This is a genomic window from Novosphingobium kaempferiae, assembly GCF_021227995.1.
GTDB lineage: Bacteria > Pseudomonadota > Alphaproteobacteria > Sphingomonadales > Sphingomonadaceae > Novosphingobium > Novosphingobium kaempferiae.
In genome coordinates this window covers 5,440,988-5,466,851 of sequence record NZ_CP089301.1, presented here as the reverse complement: position 1 = coordinate 5,466,851, position 25,864 = coordinate 5,440,988, and the positions used below count along the sequence as shown (strand labels likewise).

The following is a 25,864-nucleotide window of genomic DNA, read 5'->3' as shown; positions in this document are numbered from 1 at the left end:
GACAGTTCCCGCAAGGGCATGACAAAGCCTCGGGCGGACCATATCAAGCCATGTTCCAAGGGGTTAGGGGAATTCATGCTAAAGCGCCTGCTGTCGGGCTTTCGATCCGACGAACCGATCCGGGACACCGACCGCGACTGGCAGATCATCGGCGAGACGGAGCCCTTCTTCGGAGTCCTGACCGCCGACCGGTTCAAGCGCGAGAACCTCGATGAGGATGCACGCGCCGAATTCTTCCGCTCCGGCGAAGGCGACATCAACCATTTCATCGACCGCATGCGCGAGATCTTCGGGCCCTTCGAGCCTCGCTCGGCGCTCGACTTCGGCTGCGGCGTCGGCCGCCTTACCGCCCCGCTCGCCGCGCTGACGGGAACCGCCACCGGCGTCGACATCTCGCCGGGCATGCTGGCCGAGGCGCGCAGGCACCCGCATCCGGGCCTGCGCTTCCTCGATGCCATCCCCCACGAGCCGTTCGACTGGGTGGTCTCGGCCATCGTGCTCCAGCACATCCCGCCCGAACGCGGCTACGACATCATCGCCGAGTTGCTCGACCGGGTGGGGCCGGACGGCGGCGCCACCATCCAGATCATGTTCGGCCGGACCGTCCATCACGAGAATTCGGTCGGCGCCCGCCTCATCATCGACGACGAGGGCGGCGTGCGCCCGCCCCGTCCCTTCAGGCGGCGCCGGAAGATCCCGGAAGGGGTGATGATCATGCACGACTACGACCTCTCGCGGGTCGTGGGCCTGTTCTACCGCGCCGGCCTCAGGCGGCTGTACCTCGACCACATCGACCACGGCGGCATCGTCGGCGCGACGATCTACGCGAGAAGGTGAATTTCGTACCAACAGGGACCTGGATGATCGACACGGTTATGATCGACACGATTTTCGCAAATGGAGGCATTGATTTCGGAAAGCTCGAAGGCTGCTCCGTAGATGGAAGGTTCTTCCCGCATGGCTGGACGAACGGAACGGAAGTCAACGTCCTGTACAATATCGCCAAGAACATTGCAGGCGACATTCTGGAAATCGGTCCCTGGCTGGGCCGGTCCACGCTTGCCATCGCCGCCGGCGTAAGGGACGCCTCCAACGCCAAATCGTTCGACACGATCGACTATGGGCCGACGTCGATCGCCGAGTGGAAAGAGCTGTTCGACAACGACTTTTCCGAGTTCGTCGACGACGACGAGATCGTCAGGAACATACACTGCACCGGCGGGAGCATGGGCGCTCTCATCGAGAATATCCGCCGGGCAGGCCTGCTGAAGTACGTAACCACGTTCATCCGCGGAAACTTCCTGCACGTTCCGAAGCGGGATCGCTATTCCATGATCTTCTGCGACACCCTGCATGACGAGAAAGAAGTCCGGTCTTACTCGGCCGCGATCAACACGCTGCTCGCCCCGGGTGGCTGGCTGGTCTGCGACGACGTCCCCAACGAGACGCTCGGCGCCATCGTGAAGGAATACGTCGACTGCGACATCGTCGTCTATTCCCGCGCCTTCGATCCGTATTCGAAGTTCATGATCGCCCGCAAGGCGGCCTGAACGCCGCTCGACCATTGCCCGGCTTCGCGCCGGGCAATGGTTCGGGTCGTCATGCCGGAACCCGCCGGGACAGCTATCCTACGGTCTCCACAGCAGGATATTGTCGTAGGCAATTTCACCGAGGCGATCGAACCGGATCACTTCGGTGTCCGAAATTCTTCCGCTGTCGGGGACCGAAGCCGCCACCAGCCCGAGTTCCCGGAACATCGCGATCATGTCGTCGGCCGATACTCCCGCGTCGCGCATCTGGTTGACCGACCACTCCATGACGATCCTGACGTCCGGCGATCTGGCGATGACGCGCCGCGCGCCCTGCAGGACTCCGAGTTCGTGACCCTCCACATCGATCTTGAGCCAATCGACCTTGAGGTCCTCCGGCAGACTGTCGTCCAGAGAGACGACCTTCACGTCATGCCTGGCGCAGTCTCCGCCGACGTCCGATAGCGTAGCGTTCGCCGCGCCGTTCAGGGGAACGGAGATCGTCGCGCTGCCTTCCCCGGCGCCGACCGCCGCATCGCTGATCGTGACCGGCGCCATCGACCAGTTGATCTCGCAATTGGCCCGCAGGAGCGGGACGAGGCGCGGGTTTGGTTCATAGGCGTAGACTTGCCCCGAGCCTGACGCGCCAATGCGGTTGGCACCAAGTACCGTGAAATATCCGAAGTTGGCGCCGACATCGACGAAAACAGTCGACGGATCGAGGTTATGGAGGAACAGACGCGTCATCTCCGCTTCCCATTGCCGGTAGATGATGAGCTGCGGCGCCATTATCCGGTCGTTCGGGTCGATCAGGAACTTGACGCCGTGAATCGTCTGCACGAGCATCGATCCGTCCGGCATGGGCGTGCCGAACGGGCCTACAAGCTGGCGGGTCTCGGTGGCGACATTCAGCAGATGATCTACAGTCTGCGTGAGCGTACCTATGGATGCCTGCAAGGCCTGGATCTGCTTTTGAAGCACATCGAGACTTTCGTTGTCGTCGTGAACTTTACTCTTGAACATCACACACCCTCGCAAATCAAATAGCCCGCCCATTCGCCGGCATTCAGTGTCCCGCGACTTTCCTGAAGTAGGCTTCGCTGGCGTCGATCATCGCTTCCATTCGGAATTTCTCTTCGTAGGCCGCACGGCCCGCGCGACCCATGGCGCGCCTGCGTTCCGGATCGCGGATCAGTTGCGCCAGGGCGTCGGCCAGCATGGCTGGATCGTCGCGGGGGATGAGCAGTCCGTTGACGCCGTCGGCCACCACGTCGACGACGCCGCCCACGGCGATCCCGACAACCGGCTTGGCGAAGATCATGGCCTCGACGAAGATGAGGCCGAAGGATTCATAGCGTGACGGGGCGACGAAGATGTCGCAGCCCGCATAATGGCGCAGCAGATCCTCGCGGGATACGGCGCCGTGGAACGTCACGCGGGCCGTATCGACACCGTCGCGCCGGCAGCGCTCCTCGAACGTGCGGCGCAGCGTGTCCTTGCCGATGACCTGCTGGTCGTCCCCGACGATATCGACGTCCAGCTGCGGATGATCTCGCAGCAACCCCGGCAGCGCATCGAGCAGGATGTCCGCCCCCTTGCGCAGTTCCAGGCGTCCGACGAACAGCAGCCGCACCCGGTCCGGGGCCGCCGGCATCGGCACGATCCCGCGCGCGAGATCCTCGATCCCGTGGCCGATGGTGGTGACCCGGTCCGGCGTCAGGCGCACCGCATAGCCCGCCTCGAGATCCGCGATCAGGCCGGGGGTATTGGCGAGGATGAAGGGCGCGTTCGCCAGCAGATCCCCCTCCTTCGCGATCACCCTGTCGACGTGATTCTTGCGATACGAGGCGTTGTCCAGCCAGTCCGGCTTGTGCGGCAGCGCCAGCCTGTACGTCGTCTGCAGGCTGACCACGGTGGGAATGCCCGACCGGCGAAGCACCGCCAGCGGTTCGAGATCGAACAGCGGCCCGCACACCACCTGGAACCGGCGACGGTCCTGGATACGCCGGATTTCCGCTTCGATCGAGGCGCTGTAGTTCCACAGGGCGGCGGGCACGTCCTCGCGAACGGCGTGGTCGCCCACGTCGACCTGCTCGGTGATGCGATGCACCCAGACCCCGTCGATGAAGTCGATGTAGGGATAGTCGGTTTCGCTGCGACAGATCACCGTGACTTCATGCCCGCGCGCCGCAAGGCCCGTGGCCATCTCCCGGGTCCACTGCCCGATCCCGCCGTTGCCGACCGGTGGATAGTCCTGCGACAGCAGGCATATCCGCAGCCGGTCGCCCGCAGCCAACGGCAGCGGAAACGCATGGAATTGCGCCTGGGCCGTCTGCTCAAGCTGCGCAGCGGTCATCCCGCGCGGGGAGCGATAGAGGAATGCATCGCGCATGCCGTCATGTGCGCCGCGCTCCACTTCGCCGATCAGGCGCGCCACGGTCTCCTCGTCGGCCTGTCCATCCACGAGAAGGTCGGTCTTCCACCTGCGTTCCTTCTCGATCAGGTCCGCGAGGTGATCGGTGATCGCGTCGAGCGAATGGTTGCGGCGACCGTGGACGCAGCAGAAGTAAGCCTTCGAACGTAGCTGCGGGTACATGGTGCGGGGCACGCGCGTGGCCGTGCGCATGTGGCTGGCTTCGTACTTGTGATGGATTTCCGCCTCGGGAACGATCGCGGCCCCCCAGCCCCGGTCGTTCAGGCGCACGGTGACGTCGGTCTCGTCGAGGAAATAGGCATATTCCTCGTCGAAGCCGCCGATTGCCAGCAGCCGGTCGCGCCGCGCCGAGAAGTTGGTGCCGGTCAGCCCCAGGAAGCGGTCGTCGCCCAGCTCCACCCCGGACAGATCCTCGTGGTGCGTGCCATCGCCGAGCCGGTCGACGGTGACGTAGCGGCACTGGAAGTCGATGCCGCGATTGTCGCGGATGAAGCCGCCGACCTGCGCGACGTCGGGATCGTCGTAGCCGGTCAGCAGCAGGTCCAGCCAGTCCGGCTCGGGAATGGCGTCGTCGTCGATGAACGCCACGATGTCGCCGCGGGCATGGGCGATGCCGATGTTGCGCGACATCGAAAGGTTCAGCTCGGGACAGGTGGTGTACCGGATGAACCCGGCATGCCGCGCGGCGACTTCGGCGCTCCGCCCGTCGCGCGAACCGTCGACCACGACGACCTCGAACCGCTCGTACCGCAACTGGCGCAGGCTCTGCAGGGTCCGGTCGAGCGATTCCGCGCGATCGGCCGTGCAGATGACGACAGAGACGGTCGGCAGCCCGACCGGGGAAGAGAATGCCTGAGGCACATCCGACATGATTTTTCGCACCTAAAACCAAAACCGCCCACGCCCGGCCGCCACCGGGCATCGACGTTCACTGACGGGAGCCGACCCCCTCGATCGCTGCGGCCAGCAGACTGACCTTGTCCTGAAGGTGCCGCATCTCTGCGGGATCGACCAGCGCGGCGCTGCCCTGCTCGTCGGCCCGCGCCTGCCCGGCACTTTCGCGCCCGGCGCCGGCGAGCAGCGGCGGCAGGGGATCGGGGTGCAGCCATGTCCGCCAGCCCAGCGGGCTGCGACGGCGCTGCAGGAGATCGTCGATCTCCTGCCCGATGCCGTCGTCATGAGCGCGCCCCTCGGCGGAAGCGCGCAGTACCTTCAGCAATTCCGCCCGCGCGAGCCCGGCCTGAAGCCGCTCGGTGTGGTGCGCCCTGCCCTCGTGATCGGACGGGCGACCCAGCGCCCGCCGGTAGGCGGCATCGACGAAGTCCTCGTCGGCCAGCCCGGCAAGGTCGCTCCCCGTCGCATGGGCGCGGGCTTCGGCGGAAGCGGCCAGGTCTTCCAGCAGCCACGACCGGCTGCGCCCGTGGGCAAGCCGGACGAGGTAATGCGTCCTCCCGTGCGGGTCCGCATCGCGCCCGAGGATCGCGCGATAGGCGCCGTCGACGAAATCGCCGTCGGGCAGCGCCAGCAGCCCGCCCAGCGCCGAACCGTTCCCGTGCCGGCGCCAGACCCGCAGCGGCCAGGGCAGCGACCGGTCCGCGAGCGAGCGGGACACCAGGCTGCGCGTCAGGACCTCGCGCAGGCGAAGCTCTTCGAGCGCCGCCTTCATCTCGGCAATGTTCGTCTCGCGCTCCACCAGACGCACGACCAGTTCGTCGGCGCGCGCGGTCGCCTCCTGCCACGCCTTCCTCGACTGCTCGTGCAGCATGTGCTGCTGCGCATGCTGCTGCAACGCGGCGTGCAGCTCCGCGCGCGATCGGGCAAGTTCGCCCTCGATCCCGGCGATGCGCCGGTCACGGGCGAAGATCTCGCCTTCCATGAACGCCTTCATGTCCTGCGAGAAGACCGAGCCGCCGCTGGGTTCGATCTGGAACTCGTCGAAGATGTTCGGCGGATGGATCAGGCTTTCGCGCAGCTCGGCATGGCTGTCGCTGAGGTAGAAGCGGTTGAGGCCGTCGTCGTAGGCGAAGCTGTACCCCTTGGAGAGGACGATGTCCTCCCATTCGCCATATGTCGGGGTGCGCGTCTTCGGATACGTGGCCTCGACCACGACGATCCACGGCCGGCGTGGCGATGTCTGCCAGGACTCCAGCACCTGCCGCTCGAAGCCCTCGACGTCGATCTTCATCCAGTGGATGTCATCCCCCGGAACCTGGTCGAGCAGGTCGTCCAGCGTGATCGAGACGACGCTGGTGGCCACGACCGGAGCATGCTGCTGCCCCAGGTGGAAGTCCGCCACTTCGCGGTCCGCCGTCGAAAGGCCGCCGCCCGGCGTCTCGAAGAAGGGCCTGACGCCCCTCTCGTTCGAGACGATGGCCTGCACCACCATGTCGCCGGGCCGCTTGTCGCGCAGCAACCGGGCGACCTCCGGCCCCGGCTCGACGTGGACGCCGTGCCAGCCGTGGTCGTGGAAGGCCCGGCTGACGGAATCGATGTCGGGATGATGTGCGCCGACATCGACGTAAGTGCCGTTCGGAATATGCCCGAGCGCCCGCCAGAGAATGACGTCCTCGAAATTCTGGGCGTAGGATACGATACCCATCAGGCGGCGACCGCTCCCGGCTGGCGGACGGCGTGGAAGCCGTTGCAGTCTATCATTCCAGCACGACTGTTCAGCATCTTGTTCTCCTCGGTGGTGCGCCGGTCATCGGGCGAATGCCACCTTCCTGAAACAGTTCTCGGTGCCTTCAACCATCTTTTCTATATTAAATTTTTGTTCGTACAGGGCGCGACCAGCCTGCCCCATGCGCATCCGGGCGACCGGATCATCCACCAGACGGGCAATCGCCTCGCCGAGCAGCGCGGGATCGTCCCGCTCCACCAGAAGGCCGTTCACGCCGTGGTCGACCACGTCGACCACGCCCCCCACCGCCAGCCCGACCACCGGCTTGGCGAACGTCATCGCCTCCACATAGATCAGCCCGAAGGATTCGTAGCGCGACGGGGCGACGAACAGAATTACGTGCCCTTCAATGGGATGCCTGGCTCAAGGAAAAGGGGGAAAAACCTGCCGCGCGCCACGACGCAATATCCGCAGCGTTTGGGGTTCCTTGGGATACCATCAGAAAATGGAGAGCACCGCTTCAATCTACCCTCGGTGATCGACCGTACAACTACCACATTCAGGTTGCAAAGCGCCTCGCGGCAAGCGCGTCGCCATTAGGCGATCTCGCAGGTGACGGCGCTCGCTATCGCGCAGCAAAGGGCTTTGCTCGGTAACGGGAAGTAGGTTTGGAAAAGATTTGATTTCGTTTCCTTGGATTTGCCTTCGGATCGAGCGTTAATTCGCTGTCGCCCGCCAGTGTTCGCTGGCTCGAAGGAGCGACAGATGGAACCCCTCACCCTCACTATCGACGATACGAAGAAGGCAATCGGCCTCGGTCGGACCAAGATTTACGACCTGATCGGACAGGGAAAGCTGGAAACCGTGAAGGTCGGCCGCCGCACCCTCGTGAAGACTGCCAGCATCCGCGCCCTCGTGGATCAGGCCGCGTGAACCGCCGTGCGCACCACCGCGAGGGCTGCGTCGCCCCGTAAGACGCGAAAGGCCCGCACCATTGGCGTGGTGCAGGCCCCCACAAATTTCCTCTACAGCAGCACTGACGAGGATAATCTGATCGGACAGCAGGCGCAACGGCTCGTTCGCCTCTTCGGTCTTCCTGACGGTCGCGCGCGCACCATCGCCGCCCTCGCATGGGGAGGCGCTCATGGCTGATCCCTTCACGACGCCACAGTCCGCCGCGCTCGCTCTGCTAAACTCCGATCAGCACCTGACGCGCAAGGCAGGCTCGTTCCTCGGTCAGACTGCCGTCGATCCCAAGCCGCTCACCTCGGCGCAGATCGAATGGCTGGCGACGCTGCTGGAGCGTGCTGGCTTGCCCAAGCTCGCAGAGGGAGACCGCTCGTGATCCACGAACCGATCTATCCTCATGCCCCTGGCCATCGTGGCATCGACACGTCCATTGAGGCTGCGGAGGCTATCGAGATGTCCGTGGGGCATCTCCAGCGCGTCGCCCTGCGGGCTATTCGCGCCGCCGGTAGCCGAGGCCTGACGACGAACGAATTGGTCGCCGCTGTCGGCATCCACCGCGATTCTTTGCAACCAAGAACCACCGAACTTCGGGCTCTTGGCTTGATCCGGGACAGTGGTGCCCGCCGACGCAATGCCAATGGCAAGAACGCCATCGTTTGGGTCGCTGTGCTCCAGCTCGGGAGGGCTCCCCAGTGATCCATTCGACGCTCTCCCGCGCCCACATCGACCGGAAGCTGGACGAGGCGGAACCTCACCTGGTCCCGATCCTCGAAGCGGTGCGCGACTATAAGGTGGGGCTCATGTTCGTCGGCCAGAGCGGCGAGGCATTCCGGCTGCCCGTCGATCGGAAGCGCTCGGCCATCACTATCATCGGTGATGACCTGCACGAGGCTCTCGGGCCTGCGGGTTTCCACATGCCGTCGGTCCGTCGGATCATCCGCGCCTCGCACACCTTCGCAGTCATCTCCTGCGCCGCGTTGGAGCCAGTCTACGACGCGATGGCGTTCGCCGCATCGACGGCGCGCAGGAACGCCCTGCTGATCGAGACGCAGCCCGAGTTCGAGGCCGAGTGGGCAGAACTCATCCGCAAGCTGGCGCCTGGACGGCCATTGACCATCGCTACCGTGAAGGGAGGGCGCGCATGAACATGCTCGTCAATGTCGCGGCTGTGGCCGCAGCGAACCCGCTCCCGCAGATCATCGGCGCCGTGGTCCCATTGCATGCCGCTGGCGACGAGTGGAAATGTTGCTGCCCGTTCCACAATGACCGCTCTCCGAGCCTGTCGATCTACAGCGGCGGCAAGCGCTGGTACTGTTTCGGCTGCGGCAAGGGCGGCGACGTGATCGACTTCTTGCGCGAGTTGCATCAGATCGAGTTCCGCGAAGCTGCCGCCATGCTCGCCGCTGGTGACATGCCTGCCGTGGCCGTGAAGCCGATCGTTGATGCGCCGGAGCGGACGAAGGAAGAGCGAATCGAGGAAGCCCGCACCATCTGGCGGGCGGCGTCTCCGGCTACGGGCACCCTGGCTGAAGCCTATCTGCGGTTCCGCGGCCTGGACCTCGCAATTCCCGAAACCATCCGCTTCACTTGGCTGACCTATGGCAACCACGGCCAGAAGCATCCCTGCCTGATCGCCGTCATCACCGGGGCTGACAACCGCCTGTGCGGCATCCAGCGGACCTACCTTGCAGCCGACGGGCGCGGAAAGGCGAACGTCCGCAAGCCAAAGCTCTCGCTCGGCCGGATCTCAGGCGGCGCCGTCCGTCTTGCACCTGCGGCGTGCGACCTGATGGTCTGCGAAGGGCTCGAAGATGGTCTGACGCTCCAGCAGGAGATGGGCCGTGCCGTTTGGGTGGCGGCAGGCGCGGGCAACATGCCGAAGATGCGTTTCCCCTCGCTGGTGTCCCACGTGACCGTCGGCGGCGATTCCGACGAGGCGGGCCGCACCGGGGCCGATTCTGCAATTGATGCCTACCGGACGCGCGGGATCAGCAGCCGCGCGATCTTCCCGGTAGGGGCCAAGGATTTCAATGCCGAGCTGATGGGGAGGCTCGGGAAATGAGCGCACGTCCGAATTCGAATATCGCCGTCGTATCAAACCCGCCCCGCCCGCTCATCACTGTGCGCGCTGGCGAATTGCACCTCATGGCATCGGAGGGAGAGCGCGCGCTGATCGGCGCCGGTTCTCCGCTCTATGTGCGTGGCGGTCTCGTACGCCCGATCGTCGATGAGTTGCCTGCCGCTCATGGCCACAAGACAAAGGTCGCGCGCTTGGCTGAAGTCACGGCAGATACCCTGGTCGATCACCTTTCCCGCGAGGCAGACTGGGAGAGGTTCGACGCCCGCAAGAAGCGCATGGTCATCACCGACCCGCCCCGGCCCGTCGCCGCGACGATCCTTTCCCGCGATGGCGAATGGCAGTTCCCGAGGCTGGCCGGGGTCATCACGACACCGACGCTGCGCCCGGACGGCACGATCCTTTCGACGCCCGGCTACGATGCCCAGACGCAGCTTCTGCTCATGGACCCGCCACGTCTTCCTGCGATCCCCGAGCAGCCTACCCGCGCAGATGCCTTGAAGGCCCTGGCATTCCTCAACGCGCTGCTGGACGAGTTCCCGTTCGTCGATGAGGCAAGCCGCTCGGTGGCCCTCTCGGGCCTCATCACGCCGGTTGTGCGCGGCGCGATGCAGGTTGCCCCCATGCACGTCACCAGCGCGCCAGTAGCAGGCTCAGGCAAGAGCTACATCATCGACCTCGCGGCGGCCATCAGCATCGGGCAGCGCGCGCCCGTGATGGCTGCTGGACGTGATGAGGCCGAAACCGAAAAGCGCTTGGTGTCGGCTCTCTTGGGCGGGCAGGCCATCATCTCGATCGACAACGTGAATGGCGATCTTGGAGGGGACTTTCTGTGTCAGATGATCGAGCGTCCCATCGTCGAGCCACGCGTGCTGGGATCTTCAAAGCTCATGCGGATCGAGAGCCGGGCTACAACCTTCGCCACGGGCAACAACATCCACCTTGTCGGCGATATGACGCGCCGCGTGGTGTTGTGCTCGCTCGATCCCAACATGGAACGCCCGGAACTGCGGCAGTTCAAGAAAAGCCCCATGGATCAGGTGCTCTCCGATCGCGGGAAGTACGTGGCGGCGGCACTGGTCGTGGCCCGTGCCTATGCGGCGGCTGGCTACCCCGATCAGCTTCCGGCGCTTGCGTCCTTCGAGGACTGGAGCCGAATCGTGCGCTCGGCGCTTGTGTGGCTGGGAAAGCCTGATCCGGTGAAGACGATGGAGACGGCCCGCGCCGATGATCCTACCACTTCTGGCCTCCGCGCCGTCTTGGCGTCTTGGCATAACGCTATCAGTTCAGCCGAGCGAACGATCGGGAAAGTGATCGCCACGACCGATGAGCGCATGTTCGAGAACCGCACTCACAGCGACCTCTATCAGGCGCTGCTCGATGTCGCGCAGGGAAGGCCGGGGGAGATCAACGCGAAGGCGCTCGGAATCTGGCTAGGTCGGCATAAGGGCCGGGTGATAGATGGCCTTAAGATTGTTGACGGGTATGATAAGAGTGCCAAGCAGAAGACTTGGGCGGTGGTGCGGGTGGGATAGAGTGGCGCGTCGCGAAGTTGGGCCGGGCAACTCATCCTTGCGTCATTAGATATGGCGTGCGATTCCCATAGCTGAGGCCCGACCATGTTCATGAAGCTCATTGCTGCCGCGATCCGCGACCCGGTAGTGATCGGGATTAGCGCCATATTGGGCGGTATCGTAACTTGGTGCGCCACTCAATGGCCCGTCCCGACGGCTGGGGTTGTAGCGGTCGTTGGGCTTCTCTCTCTCGCGCTGCTGCGGCAATCCGGAAGCCCCTAAGGCTTGGGGTTCAATACCTGAACGATTTTGTAAGTACCGGGGACGGGGATCCAGAGCTGTCCTTCTAGGCGCTCGCGATAGGACACCCGCACCTCCATGGTGACGCCTTCTTGAAGAGTGATTGGCAAGGTGCCCAATTTCATTGCCTCAAGAAACTGCTCGTCCACCATCTTCGCCCGGAATGGCAGACCGTCGCGCATGAAACCCCAGGCGTAAGGCTTCGCAATCGCGACGGGTCGAGTCACGATCACGTTCCAAACGCCCCCGCCCTCGCGTTCGCTGGGAGCATCCTCTTCCATAGCCCATAGCCCGCTTCGCTCAGCAAACTCCGATTGATTAACTGACATCACCGGCGGGCCGTCTCGCGTCTCTCGAACGACCACACGCTTGATAGCCGGATCCGAATGCACGATTTTGTAGAAGCTCTCGACGTGCCCTTGGACTGCCGGTGATTCAGCGACCTGGCGCTGCTTCTCTGCAACGTCGGGGTCATCGCTGAATGCATTAACCGCGATACCTCCGATGATTGCGCCCGGCAGGATCAGAACATTCAGTGCCAAAATCTGTTTGATGCGTGGATACGGCTCCAGCTTTTCAGCAACGGGAGCCAAAACATTCTGCTCAATGAAATTCAGGACAGCTGAGAACCTCAGGCATGCCGGTTCCGCGCTGATCAGATCGATGGAAACGTCGCCTGATGGATCGATCACCCGCGCCGCGGCTTTGATGGCCTCCGCCCACTCGATGAGGGCCCGGGCAGCGATGATCGCGTCAGCATTCTTTCCGGACGATAGTTCAAATTCAAGAATTGCAGGCGCTTGCACCGTGGTTCCCCCATTTACGCATCGCAGAACCTGCCAACCTTCCCCACCAAGTCAATGCGGGTAGTACGGGTAGATACGGGTAGTTTCCCAGCCTCTATATGTATTTTGTCACTGACAAATCCCCGCGTTAGGTTGGGAGACTACCCGTATCTACCCGTACTACCCGCAAATTGGTCTTGAGCTTGGACGCCTCAGGGGTGCTATGTAGTCTGCGAAGCGGGGGCTTTTCATGCGCGGATATTTGTCGTTCCTACTGTCGCTCGTCGCGTCATTCGCGATGCAGGCATTTGCTCCGTCCAGTGCAAAGGCCACCGACTGCTACGAGGCGACGGTAATGGCGCCATCCCCCTTCATGGGGAACCATGACGAAGTGATCAAACTGGATGATGGCTCACTCTGGCAGGTGCAGAACGAATACGAGTACCTGTACGAATATCAGCCCGAGGTCGTCATCTGCCCCTCCCGAGGTGTTCTCGTGATCGAGGGCAAGTCATTGGATGTCGTTGCCTTGCAGGCATCCAGGCCGTTGGGGGCTCACATCACGCCAAGTAAGCCATCTGCTGTTGTGACGGTCGTGTACCGCCCGGAAGGTTGCGATTACTTCGTGGCCGACGGGCCAAGGGGCTATTACCTTTTGGAGTGGTACAGGGGGCACGATCCAGCGGAAGGCGAAACGTTGGTTGGTTACGATCGCGGCTATGGGTTCAAAGATGTGGTATACCCCGATAATGGGCAAACCGGGCGTATATATGCCGAGGATTATCTACTGAGCCGGGACAGCGTCATCGAAAAGCTAGCGGAGAAATGCCGCTGACATGGATAACAGATAGGTCAGATTTCGGGCTGGAACTTCGACCATCGGCCAGCTTCGAATGTGGCAGCGAATATTGGGCCGATGCCGCCTCCGGGCTGCACACCATGTAGCTCGATGCGGTCAACCCGCTCGAGCTGTGGCCGCCCGGCTTCCAGCTTTTCTACCCGGCGATGAATGTTGGATGTGCTCATTTTCAATCTCCAAGGGGTGCCTGACAAAATTAATTCGAGGCTGATCCAGACAGCCGTTTCTTCAATGGGATCGGCGTCCAGGCTTATCGATCCAGACCGACAGTGCTGCGGTGATGGGATCAGCCCCGCCGTCCGCCAGATGACGCTCTCGGGCTTCGTCCAAAGTCTCCCCGGCGTAGACCAACACCGTGACCACACCGGACGATGATAGGGATGTCTCCAGTTTGGAGATCCGACGTTCGAGGTTCATGCCTGCTTCTCCTCCAGTGCTGCGATGCGTGCTTCCAGATCACCGACCTCCACCAGCGACTTATGGGCGGTGAGAAGCGCCATGACGCGCCCGGCCTCGTCCGGTGTCACCTCGCCCTCCGAAACCGCCTGCAACAGCGCACAGGACGCCGAGACGGTATCCGCCGCCGTCTTGATGGGCGGGAGGTCGAACGTGATCGGGGCGTCCTTGCGAGGGGGCGCAATGCGATCGAGACACAGGCGCATCGCGGTGGTGTCACCGGCAAGGGCCATGTCGATCGCCTTTCTGGTCAGCTTGTCGTGCTCACCCGCCAGCATTTCTTCTATGGCACGAGTGGCACGGTGCCGTGTCCCAGGTTTCTTGCCAGCTGGATTGCCCGAGGTGCCAGGTGCGAACCTGCCGTCTGCATGGCGCGCCTCCTGCTTTTCGCCTGCATTTCCATGTTCGGACTCATTGGGATGATCTTCCCCCATGTCACTCATCGGCGAGCATCCAGACTGAAACCGGGCGGCGGCGGATCGGCCCTCACACCTGAAGGAGGAAAACCGCGGAACAGTTCTGCTCGGGCAGCTTGGCGAGCCTGCTTCACGACCTTCGCGGCTGCATCCTCCTTGGCTTCGTGGTCCATCTCGCCCCACTGCGGCGTCGATACGAGCGCGGTCATCGCCTGGTGCGAGGACTGACCGGCCATCGCCACGTAGCGATCGTACTCCTGCGGCGTCAGTTCACGGTCGCCGATCCTCTTCGACGGATAGCCCGGCGCATAGCTGAGCTGGAGCAGCGCCTTGTTGACCGGATCATTGAGCGCGGTGCTGACTGCCGAGGGCGAAAGGAAGTCCGGGCCAATACCGCCTTCGCTCCTGATCTCCTTGCCCCAGATGTCGCGCCGGGGGAGCAGGGTTTCACGCATGCCGGGGATGCGGGCCTTCAGGGCCTCGCCCATCGTCTCGACTTCACGCTGGGTCGGATCGAGCGTGCGCGCGGTGCCTGCGACGATGTTGGGCACCAGCAGCGAGCCGACAAGGCGCTGCATCATGTTGTCGGCATTGCGCTCGGGGTCGCTCAGGGCTTCCACGAAGCCAGTCGCGCCGGAGAGCCAGGTCTTGTTGGCGAGGTTCCCGAGGATCGACGCAACAAGCAGCGTAGCCTTGTCCTCCTTCTGCCGATCGCTCATGCCTTCGGGCAGGGTCGCCATATCGGCCGCCACGCCGATCGTGGACGAGAAGGGATCGAGGCGGGCATAGCTGTAGTAGGTATCGCCGACCTTGACGCTGTAGGGTTTCCAGCCATCGGCATAGAGTAGCCGGGTCTTCTTGGGGTCCGACGGGGCGGCGCCGGTAATCATGCCGCTGCGAGCCGCTTCATACATTGCCGCACCAAACCCGGTCCCTACCAGCATCTTTGCCATTGCGAGGTCGCGGCGCGCACCGCCAGCCACGTAGTCCTTGCGCCATTCAGCCAGCAGCGGGGCGGCCGGGGAGCGCTCCGTCGCGAACTTGAGCAGATTCGTGGGTGTGCGGATGAACGGCAGGAAAAACTTCGTGACGATGCTGCTGTTCGCCATGTTCGAGACGCCCTGGGCAAATGGCCCAAGCTTCGACTGAAACGTGACGTAGCGCCCGTAATCCTCTGCAGCATGCAGCATCCCGTTCGTGGGGTTCGCTACCAGATCGGCGATGCGGTTGGCGGCATCGGCACCCCGCAACCCCTCCTTGTGAGCCATCCGAGCCGCGATGCCGTTGAGTTCCATTCGGCGGGCGATGCCCTTGAAGAACTCGTCCTCCGCCGTCAGCAGGCGGGTCGGCGTCCGGACAATCTCACCCGCGATACCGGGGATGGCCTTGTACTCCTGTCCCTCGACCTTGCTGATGAAGTCGGCAGGCTCGCCGGTACGCAAGGCCTGCGAGAACAGCCTTGCGCCTTCCTTTGCGCCCTGTACCAGGCCGAACATGCGCTGTCCGACCTCAGTGCCGGTGATGCGGTCCAAGTTGGCGCGGGGGAGTACCTGACGGGCCTTGCCGATAGCCGCTGCCGCCGCATGTTCCGGCACCTGCGCGAGCGCCGTCAACGTGTTGGAAGTGATGTTGACCGCGTGCGTCTGGGGGAAGGACAGCAGGAAGTTGACGTACAGCTCGGTCAGCTTGTTCTTCCACGTCGGCTTGAGCGCCTTGTCGATGAGCGCGTTGAACTTGCCCGGCTCCAGTTCCTGCGCATCGAGAATGACGTTCGCCACGTCCTGAAGCGTGTCCTTGCCACCACCGCCACGCACCATCGCGGAAAGCACGTTGCCGCGCACGGCTCGGCTGTCGGCCATCATGCGGAACTGCGCCAGCGCCCGCCCGGCTTCCGCCGTTGCGCCTGCGACCTGCTCCTGGATGGCGACGTGCCGCACGAGCTTCTGGCGAAACTCGGCCAGCAGTTCATCGCCGGGGCTGTCCATGCCCTGGATGCGCTTCGCGGCGTTCACCAATTCATTGCCCGACTTGGCGAGTATCTGACGGGCGGCCAAGGCTTCCTCGGCGTTGAACGCCTGCCCCTTGCGACGAGCCATCAGCGTTTCGGGCGTCATGTTGAGATCAGCGGCGAGCCGCGCCGTCTCTTCCTGAGTCACCCGGCCGCGCTTGGCGGCATCAAAGCCGATCTCGCGGTCAACGGTTTTCAGCGCGCGGGAGATGTCCTGCGGGGTATCCAGCTTGCCGAGGTTGATGTTGCCCGCAAAGTCGGGAGCAGTGGGCCATTCCTCGCTCGCGGCAGTCGGCAGCACATCGCGCGGCTGTATGTCGCTGGCGCGAGCCTGCACCTGGGCCTCGGTGAGAGGCTGGCCCATCGGCTGCGGCCGATCCATCGCAAGGTAGTCAAGCTGACGCACCTCCTGCGAGATCGACGGCGTTGGCTCCGCAGCCATGGGAATCGGCGCGTCATCTAGTTTGAATCCGGGCGGAGGCGGCGCGACATCCTGTTCGACGCCGGCCACCAAGTCATCCACGGCACCTCCTGCGGCGGGCATGTCATCGGATGCGCGTCCGAGCACGCGGCGTGCGAGCCTACCGACGCGGGGAGCGGCATACTCCAGCAGTTTCCCACCGGCCACGCCAAGGACAGCACCGGCAGGAGCACCCACCGCAGCGCCAAGCGCACGTTCACTCGCAGAACCTTCGGTGCCCAGAAAGCCAGTGGCGCCACCATAGATCGCGCCAACGCGCGCCAGTTCGGCAGCGGTCTTCGCCTCAGCACCAAACGGGACAGCCAAGCCGCCTGCGATCTCGCCAGCAGTGGTGGCATAGGGATGTTCGTATTCGTCGAAGCCTAGGATCGAGGCGTTCTGCTGCTGGTTGTTGGACCAGATGTCGGCAAACCGGCGGTCGCTGTTCCAGATGCTCTCTCGACCATCAGTGCCGCCAAGCGTGTCCACGACGGCACCAGCCTCATCGAGGCCGCTGGCAAGAATGCCGCTGCCGCCGCCCCGAACGAATGCACCGAGCGCGCCGTCGCCCTGATCGGTCAATGGGCGGACGTAATTCTGGTAGCCGACGGTCGCGGCGAGCCCGGTCTTCTCGATCTGCTCACGTGCGCGTTTCACATCGGCGGGATCGGTGATGAAGCCATTCTCCTTGGAGAAACGCACGACCTGCTCGACCGAAACCTTGGGGTCGTTGACCATGCCAAGGAAAGCCTGCTCGACCTCGGGGCGCATCCCGGCCATCGGCGTCGGCGTATCCCACCACTGCGCTACGGTTTCGCGGGATGGCGCAGGAAGAGGCTCCTTGCGATAGTCGGCGGGGGACTGGAATTTCGTGTCGTGGATGCCGAGGCCGTTGAGGCGCGCCAAGCGTTCGGCCTGCATGTACTCGAACCGGCGCTGGGGATCTGCGGCAAGGTAATCGGGAGCGGCAAGCGCGTTGCCATTCTTCGCCAGCGTGAGCCCGGCATCCTTCCCGCCGATGTCGATAGGCGCGACAGGACGGCGAAAGGACATGCCGACAGGGGAACCGATCGTGTGCGGCCCTTCGGTGAGCAAGCCACCGAAGGCGTCACGTGACTGTTGCCCGATCGGGACGGCGCGCCCCGATCGATCCCAGCCCTGCTGCGACAGTTCGGGCGCATCGACGCCCCACAGCCTCAGGTTCTGCCCGGAGGAGAGCTTTGCCGTGTCGCCATCCACCGAACGCACGATGATGTCGCCGGATAGCGACGGCGCGGCAGAGGGCTTGGAAGCCGGAGAATCGAATTGAAACCCCGGCGGCGGAGCCGGAGCATCATCCAGATCAAAGCCCGGAGGAGGAAGCGGATTGCTGGCCATCAGTTGATCGGCACCCAGCGAGAACCGTCCCAACCGACCTGTTTGCCGGTGCTGGGGTCAGTGGCAGTACGGCTGAATTTCTGCCCGCCTGTGCCAGTGGGGCGCGACGGCACCGCCGGAGCACTTCGGCTTCCGTGCTTGCTGCCCGTATCTCGAAGTCGAGCGTCAGTGATGTCCTGCCCTCGGCGACGATCAGTCGATGCAATATCCTGCCCGCGACGTCCGCGTGCATCAGTCAGATTCTGGCCGCGAGCAATCAGGCCCCGACGGGCATCACGGCCGGAAATGAGGCTGGCCGTGTTGCGGTCCGCTCGCTCGTTGTCAGCTTCGTCATCGGCAACGTCCTGTTCGAGCCGTCGTTCTGCCCTGCCATCCTGAAACGCCTGCATAGCCGTCAAAGCCATGCGCTGCTGAGTTTCAGCTTCCTCCTCACTCCACCGTTCCGGCAATCCCTGAATGCCCCTGGAGGCAAGATCGTCGCGAATTTGCTGATAGAGCGCAGGCCGCTGCGCCTCGGGCGCGCTCCGAACCGCGCCGACAATCTGTCCTACGAAGCGAACGTGTTCAGAAACTCGGGAAAATGCTCTGGCACGCGCTTCATCATCCATCTGCAGAAGGGTGTAGGCCCCCTTGGGATCCAGATCGGCCAACTTGTCGAGGCCCTCGCGGTTTAAGGACAAGCCTGGCGAGAAGTCGATACCATCATCCGAGTGTTCCGCGTCGGGAAGGAGGTAGGACGGCGGGGTGGGAACGTCGGGCATCGCCGGACGCGGTGCTTCAATCGGTAAGGCGCCCTGAGGTGCCGAAGCGAGAGAAGCAGACTCCACCGACGCCGCCGGACCGGCAGTGTCCTGCACAGGAGCCGGGATCGCGCCACCCGTTCCAGCAAGCTCAGGCAAACTGGAGAGCTTGCGTAGACCCTGCGTGATTCCAATCCCGGTAGAAGGTGGAGGACGCTTCCTGATCGCCGCGCGATATGCGTCCTCGATTTCCATCTCTTTCTGATCGGCGCGGTCCTGCCGATCCATCTGGCGCTGCATGTACAGATCGGACAGGCGCTGGCGCTTGAGGCCCTGATGCATGCCAATAAGTTCGGGGATGCTCACCTGTTCGATGCCGTAGGGATTGGGGGCCATGTCAGATCAATCCTTCTTCTGGCGGATTTGGCGAGCACGCTGGGGCACCGATGACGGCCCGTCGGACGCAAGGATGGAAATTAGTTCGGCACTTTCTTCGTCGCCCTGGTCGGCAGCGCGGTCGAGATTAGCCATGCCGTTCGCCGCCATCTCGTGAGCGTAAGCGTTCGCGCCTCTCTCCTCGGCATCCAAGGCCTTGAAATACTGCGCTGCGCCTAGCCTTCGAATGCTCAGAAGGCGCTGCGTCGGCGTGGCGTTGGGGTGGATCGCGGCAAGCTGGACCAGCAAAAGGACCACCGCCAGTTGCTCAGCCCGGCTGACACCCTCGGACAAAGGCGCGTCATAGGTGCGCTGCGCGAGTTCAAGGATGGCGCCCACATTACCCGCAACCACAAAGGCCAGCAGATCGTCATCCGCGTGATCGTCCCGGATCTCCGCAGGCTCATTGGCGAGCGCCGACAAACCCTGATGCAGAAATGTGGCAAATGGCAGTCCACGGCGCTTAGCAGCCCCGATCAGACGGTCATGCAACTTAGCCGGGATGGATATGTCTTGAGGCGGTGCCTTGTAGTCCGGCCCAAAGAGCATCGCCATGAAGATCGGATCAGGACTGTAAGGCACTGAGCGAACAGATGCGGCGCCTTCAGTCGCCGCACGGAGAGCGTGGCGAACATATTCGGGCCGCGACATGCCCAGCGATGCCGCGCCATCAGAGACGCTATCGCTCAAGGCGGCCGGGAGCCGCAGATGCATGACGCTATGAGAGAAGTTTGGATCGGCCACAGACAATCTCGCGCAGGTTGCGATGAGAGCGTTGTCTGTTGCCTTTGACCGGCCGCTGAAACGGTCGAGTTGAAGATCAACTCCGGCCGAAACTGTCTAGCATCGCTGGCACTGCGCGGCAAAGCATTTGTATAAGAAAAGGATACAAAACCGCCTCGCCACCCGCGCCCCGCATTCGCGATTTCCGCGACACCTGCAACGCTCCGGGAAGTGGGGGCGGTACCGCCTGATCTTACTACTGGCAGACTTCGATATGCGACCTCAACGACGGAGGAACCGCAATGTCGCCAATCAAGCCTGCCATGCTGACGATCAACGAATTTCGGCAATGGGCGCGCATCGGACGCACCAAGATCTACGAGGAGATAGGCAAAGGAGCCCTGCCCGCCAAAAAGGTTGGTGGCCGTACCCTCATACCGATGGAAGGAGCCGAACGCTGGCTAGCGTCTCACCCTTCCTTGGGAGAGCGTTGATGCCCAAGCGCCGCTCGCTCCCTCTCGACGATGCCAGCCCGCAGATGAAGACCCTGGCCGCCTGGTGCACCGACCATGGCCTCAATGTGCGACGCACCTCAAGCCTGCAACTCAAGGTCGGTCCCTTCAACGTCTGGCCCGACGCCGGGACTTGGAACCGGGACGACGACCTCAAGCGCAAATCCGGCCTTCGCCTATTTCGCGAAGCAGTCGAGCGCTGGGGGCGTGAATCCGGCATCTGGGTAAGCGGCACCATCATCGCTTTCCCGCTCTGAACGCTGGGGGAGTTGCCGTCCGATGACGTATCCAGCGCCTTGCGCATGGTTTACCTTCGCGATCAGGCTCTCCCCACGCTTCGCCGATGCGATGCAATCGCCACTTCTACCTCCATCCATCGTCTACCTGTCTTGCAGGTTTCAGAAATCTTTGCCTTTCCGGGGAGAGAACCATTGGATTTTCTAGATAATCAATTCGAGCTTCCGGCACCGCCTGCCGACATCAGTATTGATCCGGAGGGCTGCTGGCCCCCGCTACCATTCGACCTGCGGCTGAGCTGGTTGCCCAGACCCTACGGTGCCTCCGTGCGTGCATGGATCGAATGCGGGCTACTCGATGGGGCTTTCGTTGCAGGCGAATGGTGGGTCGAGCGTCGCGCGCTGGAGCACATTGTTCGCGAGGCCGGATTCAGTACCTTTGTGGCAGCAGACCCCGCCTACGTCCCTGGCGACTTGCTGATGACGGATGCTCGGCGCGCCCAGATCATGGAGGGGAGAGGGGAGGTTTGGTAATGGTGGAGTATGACGCGACAGTCGGATGAGATTGGATGGACTTCCAATGGGATAGGGTCATAGAGTATCCGGTTTTTATACGAAAATCTCCGGTTATGTGATTTTCTTCCGGAAATGGCAGGGAGCCGGTTGGCGGAGGTCAGATCGTAATTTGCCTCAGACTTCGCGCCAACTCGCCCTGATTCAGGTAATTTGCTCCATAGTGCAGGCCTTGTGGGTCGAAGTCCTCGGGCCACAGCGGCGGCAATCCGATGGTCCGCCGAAGCTCGTCCCTTGCTGCTGGCCCGATAGACCGGGATGCGCCGCACCTTGCCCCTTCGATGCGCCCTTGCGGCACCGACTTCAGCAATGGGAACTCGCCGGTGAGAAACTGGCGAAAGTCAGGATGCATGGTGGGTGGCAGCACCTCACGATCTAACCCCTTCATCATGTACCGGAACACCCGCCATTGATCGGCAACATCACCGAGCGGCTGGATGCGCACGAGATGCTTCCCCGTGGGGCCCTTACGAGGATCCGGCATCGGCGTTTCGGTGAGAGTGTGGGCCGCGCGGCGTGCCCCGCGCCGGAACCGTTGGAACAGCGGCGGCGGCACATGCACGAGCAAGTGAGTGTGCAGCCCCATGCGCTCGCCTACCTCCCGGACCCATATCCCAGCGAATGGAACCTCCTGCTGTGACAGCCGGGTGTCGGGGGACTTCTGCAGGGCTGTTGTCACGTCGCGGCACCATCGCCGCATCAGGTCAGTGAAGCGATCATGCAGCGATTTGATATATGGCGGGTGCTGGACGCCGCTCAATTCCCAAGAGACCGTGACAAAGGTGTTGAGCATCCAGCCGCGATAGTTGGCGGTCGCCACGGCAAGATACATGCGCTTCCATTCGGCCAGCGTCAGATGGTCTGAGATAGGCTGCTGGCGCACGTGGCGAACATGCGCAGTGCTAAGCGCCAGGCGCGATTCGGGGCCGTCCCCAAGCACCACGCGAGGCCTCCCCTGTCGATCGATCGGCTCGATCCCGTCGCGCCTCAAGGCAGCCAGCCGTTGCTCACGTTCTGGGAGGTCGCGGAAGCGATCGGAGGCGAGGTCATCATCCATGGTGCATGCGTAGCCGCCAGAAGGTCGGGAAAGCGTAAACACCTCCCATGCATCCGTGAATTTTCCGGGCCTGCAAGTCTCGCAGGCTGAACGGAGACTCACCTTGAACCGAACCCATCTACCCCTCGTCCCCGAGCCCATCCTGCGGCGCTTTCGGGTGAACGAGCCGAACGACACCCGCTTCCGCTCCTGCGCGCGCCTGTTGCAGAGCCTCTGGCGTAGTGGCCGCGAGCTTCGTCCCGGTCGCCACGTCTCACCGAATGGAGACAAACGCTGGCTCGGCTCGCGCATCAATGACTACGCTGCGCGCCGGGGTGGGAACTTCATGACGCCGGAGATCTCGAAGCTGGCCTATCTGGAGCACGCCTACCGCGAACCATGGGCAACCTCGGACGAGCAGCGCCTGTGGACGAACCTGCTCTCCAGCCACCCGCTCGTTTTCAATGCCCTCGGTCCGCTGCGGCTGGACCCGGAACTGGCGACCGCCATGCTACGCGCCATGTTCCCGGACCTTGCCGATGCCACAGCCGACACAGTGCTGTTCGAACATTCCCCGGGGCGCGGCGCGGCAGACCTCACCGAGGACCACACCGCTTGGGATGCGGCCATCACCTACGCTCGCGCCGACGGTACCAAGGGCGTCATCGCGATCGAGATGAAGTACAGCGAGAGCGGCTGGGAGCCCATCAAGGAGCTTCGGAAGCGGTACGCCGATCTGATGCCAGCGGCGGGCCTGTTCATCGACCCCATGGCGCCCGAACTGCGCAAGCGCCCGATCCAGCAACTCATGCGCGAGCATGTCCTGCTTCAGTCGGCGATCATGCGCGGCGACTACGCCGAAGGGCGGTTCGTGGTGATCCTGCCCGAACTGAACACGCCGATGCAGCGGGCCTGTCAGCGATATGCCGGGCAGCTTGCAGACCCGACCGAAGGCAAGGCTAGTTTCTCCACCTTGAACCTCGAAGCGTTCATCGGCCTGATGCGCAGCAACGGCGACGAGGACTACGCCGATGATCTGCGCCACCGCTACTGCGCGTGGGAATACATCGACGAGGTGATCGCGGAGGGCATTCCGGCTGAACTGGAGGGTTGAAGCGAGGCCCCCCGGCCTCATCACAGGCCGGGGGCCTTCATTCGGCAAGCCTGACGCCTGCCCCGCCTAGTTCAGAAGTTTCTCCTCCGGCAATAAGCACCGCCCCATGATTCGCCAGCACGGCAGCAATGGCATCGAGGTTATTTGCTACCGGAACGGAGCGACCGGCTTCGTAATTCCGAACGGTCGATTCACCGACCTTTGCCAGTTTCGCCAAGTCCGCTTGGGACAGACCTACTAGCCCCCGTGCGGCGCGGCAGGTTGCGGGCGTAAGCAAAATCGCGTGCTCCTAACGGCTTTCAGCAACCATAACGAAAACCGTTGACAGGTGCAAACTGGTAGAGGATAACGAAAACCGTTACCCACAGTTGGTAATGGTCGAGCTAGGAGGCGGCAACCACCGAGCCCGACCTAATCGCAACCTTGCATAATCAAGGAGACGACTATGACCGTCACTACCACTCGGCGTGCGCTGTTGAAAGCTACGCCTGTCATCGCCGCGAGCGCGTTGCTCACCGCCCCTGCCAGTGCTGCGCCGACCAGCGCCGACCTCCTTGGCTGGGAGCGTGCAAAGGCCGCTTATCTGGCCGCCGTCGATCACGCTGCTGTGCTCGGAAAGCGCTTCAGCGAGTGGGAAGCGGAAATGTTCGCGGACAAGAAGACCGCGCCGACCGCGACCATCGAGTACACTGCGGAAGGCTTCACCCACGGCCCTGTAACGATGGCGTCATACGCATCGACCGTCGATGTGAGCCGAGGCGACTACAAGAGCGAATATGTCGTGAGCCGCATCGGCGGCACTCCCGAATATGCGGCATTCTGCCGTGCCGTCGAAGCGTGGGAGGCAAGGCCGGAACGTGTCTCGCTGCTGGAACGGAAGCAGCAGGTTCAGGTCGAATGGGAGGCCGCCGTCGAGGGCTGCGGAGCAACCTGGGCAACCGCCGTCGAGTTTCCACTTTCCGACACTGCGTTGGTCAGCGAGAAGATCGCGCTCCTCCAGCGTGAGACCGAAGGCGACGGCGGCCTGCTCACCGAGCTTCTCAATGCCGTCGCTGCGGACCTTGCCCGCGTGAACGGGAGGCCGGTCTGATGTCCGCTCAATTCGACCTTTCGCGCTTCACTGAGCAGCTGCTTGCCCCACTTCCTGATGGCACAGAGGTAGCTGACAGCGACAAATTCCGCCGCCTGCTCAAGAAGGATATGAAAGCGGCGTGGCACCCGGTCTGGCTGAAGCTGAGCATTGCCAAACAGTATCGCGACATCGCGATGTCGGAGCGGGCTTATGCAGGAAGATACGGAACCCTCACAGCCGACATGAGGAACGAGGGAGATCGTCGCCATAGAGCGTTGGTTGCCGCTGTGGCTGATCTGATGGATGTGCCCGCCCCGACAAAGACGGACCTCAGGGAAAAGATCAGCTGGCAGAAGTTCGATGGCGGCTATCCCGCATGGGATGCGGCAATTGCTGCCGATCAAGCCCGGCTCTGCGGCGAGGAGGCGTAACATGGCGACCCAACTCGCATTCGACGCCGCCGTCTGGATGGCCCGCTTCAAGGAAGCTGGCGGCGCCTACGTCCTCGCCGACGATCACCTCCACCTCTGGCCCTCACCTGGCACGCGCACTCACGCCGACCGCGCGGAGACGTTCTCCATGGTTGTCGGTCTCTCGAACGCCGACCGCCAGCAACTCGCGGAGCACCTCAGCTCAGCCAAGATGGTGGAGGGCTGACCATGGCGCTTCTGACTATCACCACGGCGGGCCTACGCCCTCTACCGCTCGGCTTGCTGTCTCAGTCGATCCCGCTGCTTTCGCGAGGTGAACTGGAGGACGTGATCGAGCGACTGATCGACGAACTGGACCACCGGGACGGCGACCACGATCTGGAGCCTGAGGAGGATGTCTGCCTCGCTGGCGATGACGGCTGTGCTCCCGTCTATCGCCACGGGCGGCTGTATTGGGGCGGCGATCAGGAGGAAGGCGTGTGAAGGCGCCCCTATTCCTCCGTCGCCTGTTCGATCGGAAGGGCGAGCAGCCAGAGCTTTGGGCGCCGCGTCGCCGCTGCAAACCGAGAGTGCGTATCCGGCCCGACGGGTGGATCGTTCATCCTGTAGGGCAGCCCTTCCCGTTCTATCCAATGACGCTCGTCGAAACGTGTATGCGGGGCGGTCTCGTATTGACCGGCCGCGACGCCGAATACGCCAAGTTCTGGCACGAGAGCTTCTGGACCGGGCGCGCCACCAGTTGGAAGCACAACATCGTAGCCTACCGGATCGTCGCCTTCTCGGGCGAGCTGATACCTTCGCAGTGCCCCGATCCCCGGCGCCCTGCGGGTGAAGGAGAACTGAGATGAGTATGAAGACCGAACAATGCCGCCCGTCAGGCAGCGCAACGACCCAGGCCATCCGTGACTTCATTCTGGCGGGCGGCCGTATCATCATCACTCCTGACGGCGAACTTACCGAGGGCGGCGGGCTACCTCGCGCCTTTACGCATGGCTCTGTGGCCGAAGCAGACGAATACCTCCGCGCCGGGCGGGCCTACCTTGTCGCCCGGACAACGCACGGGGGCGACGCTCGGATCATGCGGGCAGTTCGACGGCTAGGGCGGCGCACCGAAAACGGCTGGCTGGCCTTGGGGACATCGGGGGCCAGTATCCGAAAGCGAGGTCTCAACTGAGCGAAACGCAGCAT

32 protein-coding genes are annotated in these 25,864 nt (G+C 63.2%); 19 read left to right on the top strand and 13 right to left on the bottom strand.

Annotated features, from left to right (window positions below; all coding sequences use genetic code 11):
- The first annotated feature begins 75 nt into the window (after window positions 1–75).
- Both LO787_RS24965 and LO787_RS24960 read left to right on the top strand, forming a co-directional pair.
- Entirely contained in the window at window positions 76–837 is a 762-nt protein-coding gene (locus LO787_RS24965; RefSeq protein WP_232493656.1) for a class I SAM-dependent methyltransferase, read from the top strand.
- 23 nt (window positions 838–860) lie between these two features.
- Window positions 861–1,550 (top strand): class I SAM-dependent methyltransferase, encoded by a 690-nt coding sequence (locus tag LO787_RS24960; RefSeq protein ID WP_232493655.1) that lies wholly within the window; start codon window positions 861–863, stop codon window positions 1,548–1,550.
- A gap of 78 nt (window positions 1,551–1,628) precedes the next feature.
- On the opposite strand, the gene LO787_RS24955 is transcribed toward LO787_RS24960, so the two are convergent.
- The 4 genes from LO787_RS24955 to LO787_RS24940 all read right to left on the bottom strand — a co-directional run bounded on the left by LO787_RS24955 (window position 1,629) and on the right by LO787_RS24940 (window position 6,922).
- Complete coding sequence (locus LO787_RS24955; RefSeq protein WP_232493654.1) at window positions 1,629–2,585, bottom strand: FkbM family methyltransferase; 957 nt, start codon at window positions 2,583–2,585, stop codon at window positions 1,629–1,631.
- Window positions 2,586–2,595: 10 nt separating this feature from the next.
- A complete protein-coding gene (locus tag LO787_RS24950) occupies window positions 2,596–4,833 on the bottom strand; it encodes a glycosyltransferase (protein ID WP_232493653.1) in 2,238 nt (745 codons plus the stop codon).
- A 58-nt stretch (window positions 4,834–4,891) separates the two neighbouring features.
- Window positions 4,892–6,562 carry an FkbM family methyltransferase gene (locus tag LO787_RS24945; RefSeq protein WP_232493652.1) on the bottom strand — a complete coding sequence of 557 codons (1,671 nt, stop codon included), beginning with the start codon at window positions 6,560–6,562 and terminating at the stop codon, window positions 4,892–4,894.
- 102 nt (window positions 6,563–6,664) lie between these two features.
- Entirely contained in the window at window positions 6,665–6,922 is a 258-nt protein-coding gene (locus tag LO787_RS24940; RefSeq protein WP_232493651.1) for a glycosyltransferase, read from the bottom strand.
- Between the two features lie 426 nt (window positions 6,923–7,348).
- Here LO787_RS24940 and LO787_RS24935 point away from each other — a divergent pair, with 426 nt between their 5' ends.
- The 6 genes from LO787_RS24935 to LO787_RS24910 all read left to right on the top strand — a co-directional run bounded on the left by LO787_RS24935 (window position 7,349) and on the right by LO787_RS24910 (window position 11,164).
- The gene (locus tag LO787_RS24935) at window positions 7,349–7,516 is read left to right on the top strand and encodes a helix-turn-helix domain-containing protein (RefSeq protein ID WP_232493650.1); all 168 of its coding nucleotides are present in this window, start codon (window positions 7,349–7,351) and stop codon (window positions 7,514–7,516) included.
- 211 nt (window positions 7,517–7,727) lie between these two features.
- Window positions 7,728–7,928 carry a hypothetical protein gene (locus LO787_RS24930; RefSeq protein ID WP_232493649.1) on the top strand — a complete coding sequence of 67 codons (201 nt, stop codon included), beginning with the start codon at window positions 7,728–7,730 and terminating at the stop codon, window positions 7,926–7,928.
- Window positions 7,925–8,248, top strand: coding sequence for a hypothetical protein (locus LO787_RS24925; protein ID WP_232493648.1), 324 nt, complete (start codon window positions 7,925–7,927; stop codon window positions 8,246–8,248). Before LO787_RS24930 ends, LO787_RS24925 begins: the two co-directional genes overlap by 4 nt.
- Window positions 8,245–8,697 (top strand): hypothetical protein, encoded by a 453-nt coding sequence (locus tag LO787_RS24920; protein WP_232493647.1) that lies wholly within the window; start codon window positions 8,245–8,247, stop codon window positions 8,695–8,697. Before LO787_RS24925 ends, LO787_RS24920 begins: the two co-directional genes overlap by 4 nt.
- Window positions 8,694–9,614 carry a DUF7146 domain-containing protein gene (locus LO787_RS24915; protein ID WP_232493646.1) on the top strand — a complete coding sequence of 307 codons (921 nt, stop codon included), beginning with the start codon at window positions 8,694–8,696 and terminating at the stop codon, window positions 9,612–9,614. Before LO787_RS24920 ends, LO787_RS24915 begins: the two co-directional genes overlap by 4 nt.
- Window positions 9,611–11,164 (top strand): hypothetical protein, encoded by a 1,554-nt coding sequence (locus LO787_RS24910; RefSeq protein WP_232493645.1) that lies wholly within the window; start codon window positions 9,611–9,613, stop codon window positions 11,162–11,164. The genes LO787_RS24915 and LO787_RS24910 overlap by 4 nt, the downstream gene beginning before the upstream one ends.
- A 257-nt stretch (window positions 11,165–11,421) precedes the next feature.
- On the opposite strand, the gene LO787_RS24905 is transcribed toward LO787_RS24910, so the two are convergent.
- A complete protein-coding gene (locus LO787_RS24905; RefSeq protein ID WP_232493644.1) occupies window positions 11,422–12,249 on the bottom strand; it encodes a hypothetical protein in 828 nt (275 codons plus the stop codon).
- A 229-nt stretch (window positions 12,250–12,478) separates the two neighbouring features.
- On the opposite strand from LO787_RS24905, the gene LO787_RS24900 reads away from it, so the two are divergent.
- A complete protein-coding gene (locus LO787_RS24900) occupies window positions 12,479–13,063 on the top strand; it encodes a hypothetical protein (protein WP_232493643.1) in 585 nt (194 codons plus the stop codon).
- Window positions 13,064–13,080: 17 nt separating this feature from the next.
- Here LO787_RS24900 and LO787_RS24895 read toward each other — a convergent pair whose 3' ends face one another.
- The 6 genes from LO787_RS24895 to LO787_RS24870 all read right to left on the bottom strand — a co-directional run bounded on the left by LO787_RS24895 (window position 13,081) and on the right by LO787_RS24870 (window position 19,693).
- Window positions 13,081–13,254, bottom strand: coding sequence for a hypothetical protein (locus LO787_RS24895; RefSeq protein WP_232493642.1), 174 nt, complete (start codon window positions 13,252–13,254; stop codon window positions 13,081–13,083).
- 61 nt (window positions 13,255–13,315) lie between these two features.
- Window positions 13,316–13,504 carry a hypothetical protein gene (locus LO787_RS24890; RefSeq protein WP_232493641.1) on the bottom strand — a complete coding sequence of 63 codons (189 nt, stop codon included), beginning with the start codon at window positions 13,502–13,504 and terminating at the stop codon, window positions 13,316–13,318.
- Window positions 13,501–13,977: a DUF5681 domain-containing protein gene (locus tag LO787_RS24885; RefSeq protein WP_232493640.1), complete on the bottom strand. Its 477-nt coding sequence runs from the start codon at window positions 13,975–13,977 to the stop codon at window positions 13,501–13,503. The genes LO787_RS24890 and LO787_RS24885 overlap by 4 nt, the downstream gene beginning before the upstream one ends.
- A 5-nt stretch (window positions 13,978–13,982) precedes the next feature.
- Window positions 13,983–17,804, bottom strand: a complete 3,822-nt coding sequence (locus LO787_RS24880; RefSeq protein WP_232493639.1) for a thermonuclease family protein — start codon at window positions 17,802–17,804, stop codon at window positions 13,983–13,985.
- A complete protein-coding gene (locus LO787_RS24875; protein ID WP_232493638.1) occupies window positions 17,804–18,940 on the bottom strand; it encodes a hypothetical protein in 1,137 nt (378 codons plus the stop codon). Before LO787_RS24875 ends, LO787_RS24880 begins: the two co-directional genes overlap by 1 nt.
- 6 nt (window positions 18,941–18,946) lie before the next feature.
- The gene (locus tag LO787_RS24870; protein WP_232493637.1) at window positions 18,947–19,693 is read right to left on the bottom strand and encodes a hypothetical protein; all 747 of its coding nucleotides are present in this window, start codon (window positions 19,691–19,693) and stop codon (window positions 18,947–18,949) included.
- Between the two features lie 311 nt (window positions 19,694–20,004).
- Here LO787_RS24870 and LO787_RS24865 point away from each other — a divergent pair, with 311 nt between their 5' ends.
- From LO787_RS24865 to LO787_RS24855, 3 genes are all read left to right on the top strand, one after another.
- Entirely contained in the window at window positions 20,005–20,196 is a 192-nt protein-coding gene (locus tag LO787_RS24865) for a helix-turn-helix domain-containing protein (protein WP_232493636.1), read from the top strand.
- Window positions 20,196–20,471, top strand: coding sequence for a hypothetical protein (locus tag LO787_RS24860; protein ID WP_232493635.1), 276 nt, complete (start codon window positions 20,196–20,198; stop codon window positions 20,469–20,471). The genes LO787_RS24865 and LO787_RS24860 overlap by 1 nt, the downstream gene beginning before the upstream one ends.
- Before the next feature lie 132 nt (window positions 20,472–20,603).
- Window positions 20,604–20,984 carry a hypothetical protein gene (locus LO787_RS24855; RefSeq protein ID WP_232493634.1) on the top strand — a complete coding sequence of 127 codons (381 nt, stop codon included), beginning with the start codon at window positions 20,604–20,606 and terminating at the stop codon, window positions 20,982–20,984.
- Window positions 20,985–21,123: 139 nt separating this feature from the next.
- Here the strand turns inward: LO787_RS24855 and LO787_RS24850 are convergent, their stop codons facing one another.
- Complete coding sequence (locus tag LO787_RS24850; RefSeq protein ID WP_232493633.1) at window positions 21,124–22,080, bottom strand: hypothetical protein; 957 nt, start codon at window positions 22,078–22,080, stop codon at window positions 21,124–21,126.
- 103 nt (window positions 22,081–22,183) lie between these two features.
- Here LO787_RS24850 and LO787_RS24845 point away from each other — a divergent pair, with 103 nt between their 5' ends.
- Window positions 22,184–23,173, top strand: a complete 990-nt coding sequence (locus LO787_RS24845; protein WP_232493632.1) for a PGN_0703 family putative restriction endonuclease — start codon at window positions 22,184–22,186, stop codon at window positions 23,171–23,173.
- A 37-nt stretch (window positions 23,174–23,210) separates the two neighbouring features.
- Here the strand turns inward: LO787_RS24845 and LO787_RS24840 are convergent, their stop codons facing one another.
- Window positions 23,211–23,450 (bottom strand): helix-turn-helix domain-containing protein, encoded by a 240-nt coding sequence (locus LO787_RS24840; RefSeq protein ID WP_255700823.1) that lies wholly within the window; start codon window positions 23,448–23,450, stop codon window positions 23,211–23,213.
- Window positions 23,451–23,618: 168 nt separating this feature from the next.
- Here LO787_RS24840 and LO787_RS24835 point away from each other — a divergent pair, with 168 nt between their 5' ends.
- From LO787_RS24835 to LO787_RS24810, 6 genes are all read left to right on the top strand, one after another.
- The gene (locus tag LO787_RS24835) at window positions 23,619–24,263 is read left to right on the top strand and encodes a hypothetical protein (RefSeq protein WP_232493630.1); all 645 of its coding nucleotides are present in this window, start codon (window positions 23,619–23,621) and stop codon (window positions 24,261–24,263) included.
- Window positions 24,263–24,676 carry a hypothetical protein gene (locus LO787_RS24830; protein WP_232493629.1) on the top strand — a complete coding sequence of 138 codons (414 nt, stop codon included), beginning with the start codon at window positions 24,263–24,265 and terminating at the stop codon, window positions 24,674–24,676. Before LO787_RS24835 ends, LO787_RS24830 begins: the two co-directional genes overlap by 1 nt.
- A gap of 1 nt (window position 24,677) precedes the next feature.
- Complete coding sequence (locus tag LO787_RS24825; RefSeq protein WP_232493628.1) at window positions 24,678–24,902, top strand: hypothetical protein; 225 nt, start codon at window positions 24,678–24,680, stop codon at window positions 24,900–24,902.
- 2 nt (window positions 24,903–24,904) lie between these two features.
- Window positions 24,905–25,159 carry a hypothetical protein gene (locus LO787_RS24820; RefSeq protein WP_232493627.1) on the top strand — a complete coding sequence of 85 codons (255 nt, stop codon included), beginning with the start codon at window positions 24,905–24,907 and terminating at the stop codon, window positions 25,157–25,159.
- Between the two features lie 188 nt (window positions 25,160–25,347).
- Window positions 25,348–25,524 (top strand): hypothetical protein, encoded by a 177-nt coding sequence (locus LO787_RS24815; RefSeq protein ID WP_232493626.1) that lies wholly within the window; start codon window positions 25,348–25,350, stop codon window positions 25,522–25,524.
- Complete coding sequence (locus LO787_RS24810; RefSeq protein ID WP_232493625.1) at window positions 25,521–25,850, top strand: hypothetical protein; 330 nt, start codon at window positions 25,521–25,523, stop codon at window positions 25,848–25,850. Before LO787_RS24815 ends, LO787_RS24810 begins: the two co-directional genes overlap by 4 nt.
- Window positions 25,851–25,864 lie beyond the last annotated feature (14 nt).

Bases quoted from the DNA above. Each gene is read 5' to 3' on its own strand.
- LO787_RS24860 (WP_232493635.1), top strand. From the start codon at position 20,196: ATGCCCAAGCGCCGCTCGCTCCCTCTCGACGATGCCAGCCCGCAGATG.
- LO787_RS24885 (WP_232493640.1), bottom strand. From the start codon at position 13,977: ATGGGGGAAGATCATCCCAATGAGTCCGAACATGGAAATGCAGGCGAA.
- LO787_RS24935 (WP_232493650.1), top strand. From the start codon at position 7,349: ATGGAACCCCTCACCCTCACTATCGACGATACGAAGAAGGCAATCGGC.
- LO787_RS24890 (WP_232493641.1), bottom strand. From the start codon at position 13,504: ATGAACCTCGAACGTCGGATCTCCAAACTGGAGACATCCCTATCATCG.
- LO787_RS24900 (WP_232493643.1), top strand. From the start codon at position 12,479: ATGCGCGGATATTTGTCGTTCCTACTGTCGCTCGTCGCGTCATTCGCG.
- LO787_RS24820 (WP_232493627.1), top strand. From the start codon at position 24,905: ATGGCGCTTCTGACTATCACCACGGCGGGCCTACGCCCTCTACCGCTC.
- LO787_RS24965 (WP_232493656.1), top strand. From the start codon at position 76: ATGCTAAAGCGCCTGCTGTCGGGCTTTCGATCCGACGAACCGATCCGG.
- LO787_RS24870 (WP_232493637.1), bottom strand. From the start codon at position 19,693: ATGCATCTGCGGCTCCCGGCCGCCTTGAGCGATAGCGTCTCTGATGGC.
- LO787_RS24945 (WP_232493652.1), bottom strand. From the start codon at position 6,562: ATGGGTATCGTATCCTACGCCCAGAATTTCGAGGACGTCATTCTCTGG.
- LO787_RS24910 (WP_232493645.1), top strand. From the start codon at position 9,611: ATGAGCGCACGTCCGAATTCGAATATCGCCGTCGTATCAAACCCGCCC.
- LO787_RS24835 (WP_232493630.1), top strand. From the start codon at position 23,619: ATGACCGTCACTACCACTCGGCGTGCGCTGTTGAAAGCTACGCCTGTC.
- LO787_RS24810 (WP_232493625.1), top strand. From the start codon at position 25,521: ATGAGTATGAAGACCGAACAATGCCGCCCGTCAGGCAGCGCAACGACC.
- LO787_RS24825 (WP_232493628.1), top strand. From the start codon at position 24,678: ATGGCGACCCAACTCGCATTCGACGCCGCCGTCTGGATGGCCCGCTTC.
- LO787_RS24830 (WP_232493629.1), top strand. From the start codon at position 24,263: ATGTCCGCTCAATTCGACCTTTCGCGCTTCACTGAGCAGCTGCTTGCC.
- LO787_RS24865 (WP_232493636.1), top strand. From the start codon at position 20,005: ATGTCGCCAATCAAGCCTGCCATGCTGACGATCAACGAATTTCGGCAA.
- LO787_RS24960 (WP_232493655.1), top strand. From the start codon at position 861: ATGATCGACACGGTTATGATCGACACGATTTTCGCAAATGGAGGCATT.
- LO787_RS24875 (WP_232493638.1), bottom strand. From the start codon at position 18,940: ATGGCCCCCAATCCCTACGGCATCGAACAGGTGAGCATCCCCGAACTT.
- LO787_RS24880 (WP_232493639.1), bottom strand. From the start codon at position 17,804: ATGGCCAGCAATCCGCTTCCTCCTCCGGGCTTTGATCTGGATGATGCT.
- LO787_RS24895 (WP_232493642.1), bottom strand. From the start codon at position 13,254: ATGAGCACATCCAACATTCATCGCCGGGTAGAAAAGCTGGAAGCCGGG.
- LO787_RS24950 (WP_232493653.1), bottom strand. From the start codon at position 4,833: ATGTCGGATGTGCCTCAGGCATTCTCTTCCCCGGTCGGGCTGCCGACC.
- LO787_RS24915 (WP_232493646.1), top strand. From the start codon at position 8,694: ATGAACATGCTCGTCAATGTCGCGGCTGTGGCCGCAGCGAACCCGCTC.
- LO787_RS24940 (WP_232493651.1), bottom strand. From the start codon at position 6,922: ATGACGTTCGCCAAGCCGGTGGTCGGGCTGGCGGTGGGGGGCGTGGTC.
- LO787_RS24930 (WP_232493649.1), top strand. From the start codon at position 7,728: ATGGCTGATCCCTTCACGACGCCACAGTCCGCCGCGCTCGCTCTGCTA.
- LO787_RS24955 (WP_232493654.1), bottom strand. From the start codon at position 2,585: ATGGGCGGGCTATTTGATTTGCGAGGGTGTGTGATGTTCAAGAGTAAA.
- LO787_RS24850 (WP_232493633.1), bottom strand. From the start codon at position 22,080: ATGGATGATGACCTCGCCTCCGATCGCTTCCGCGACCTCCCAGAACGT.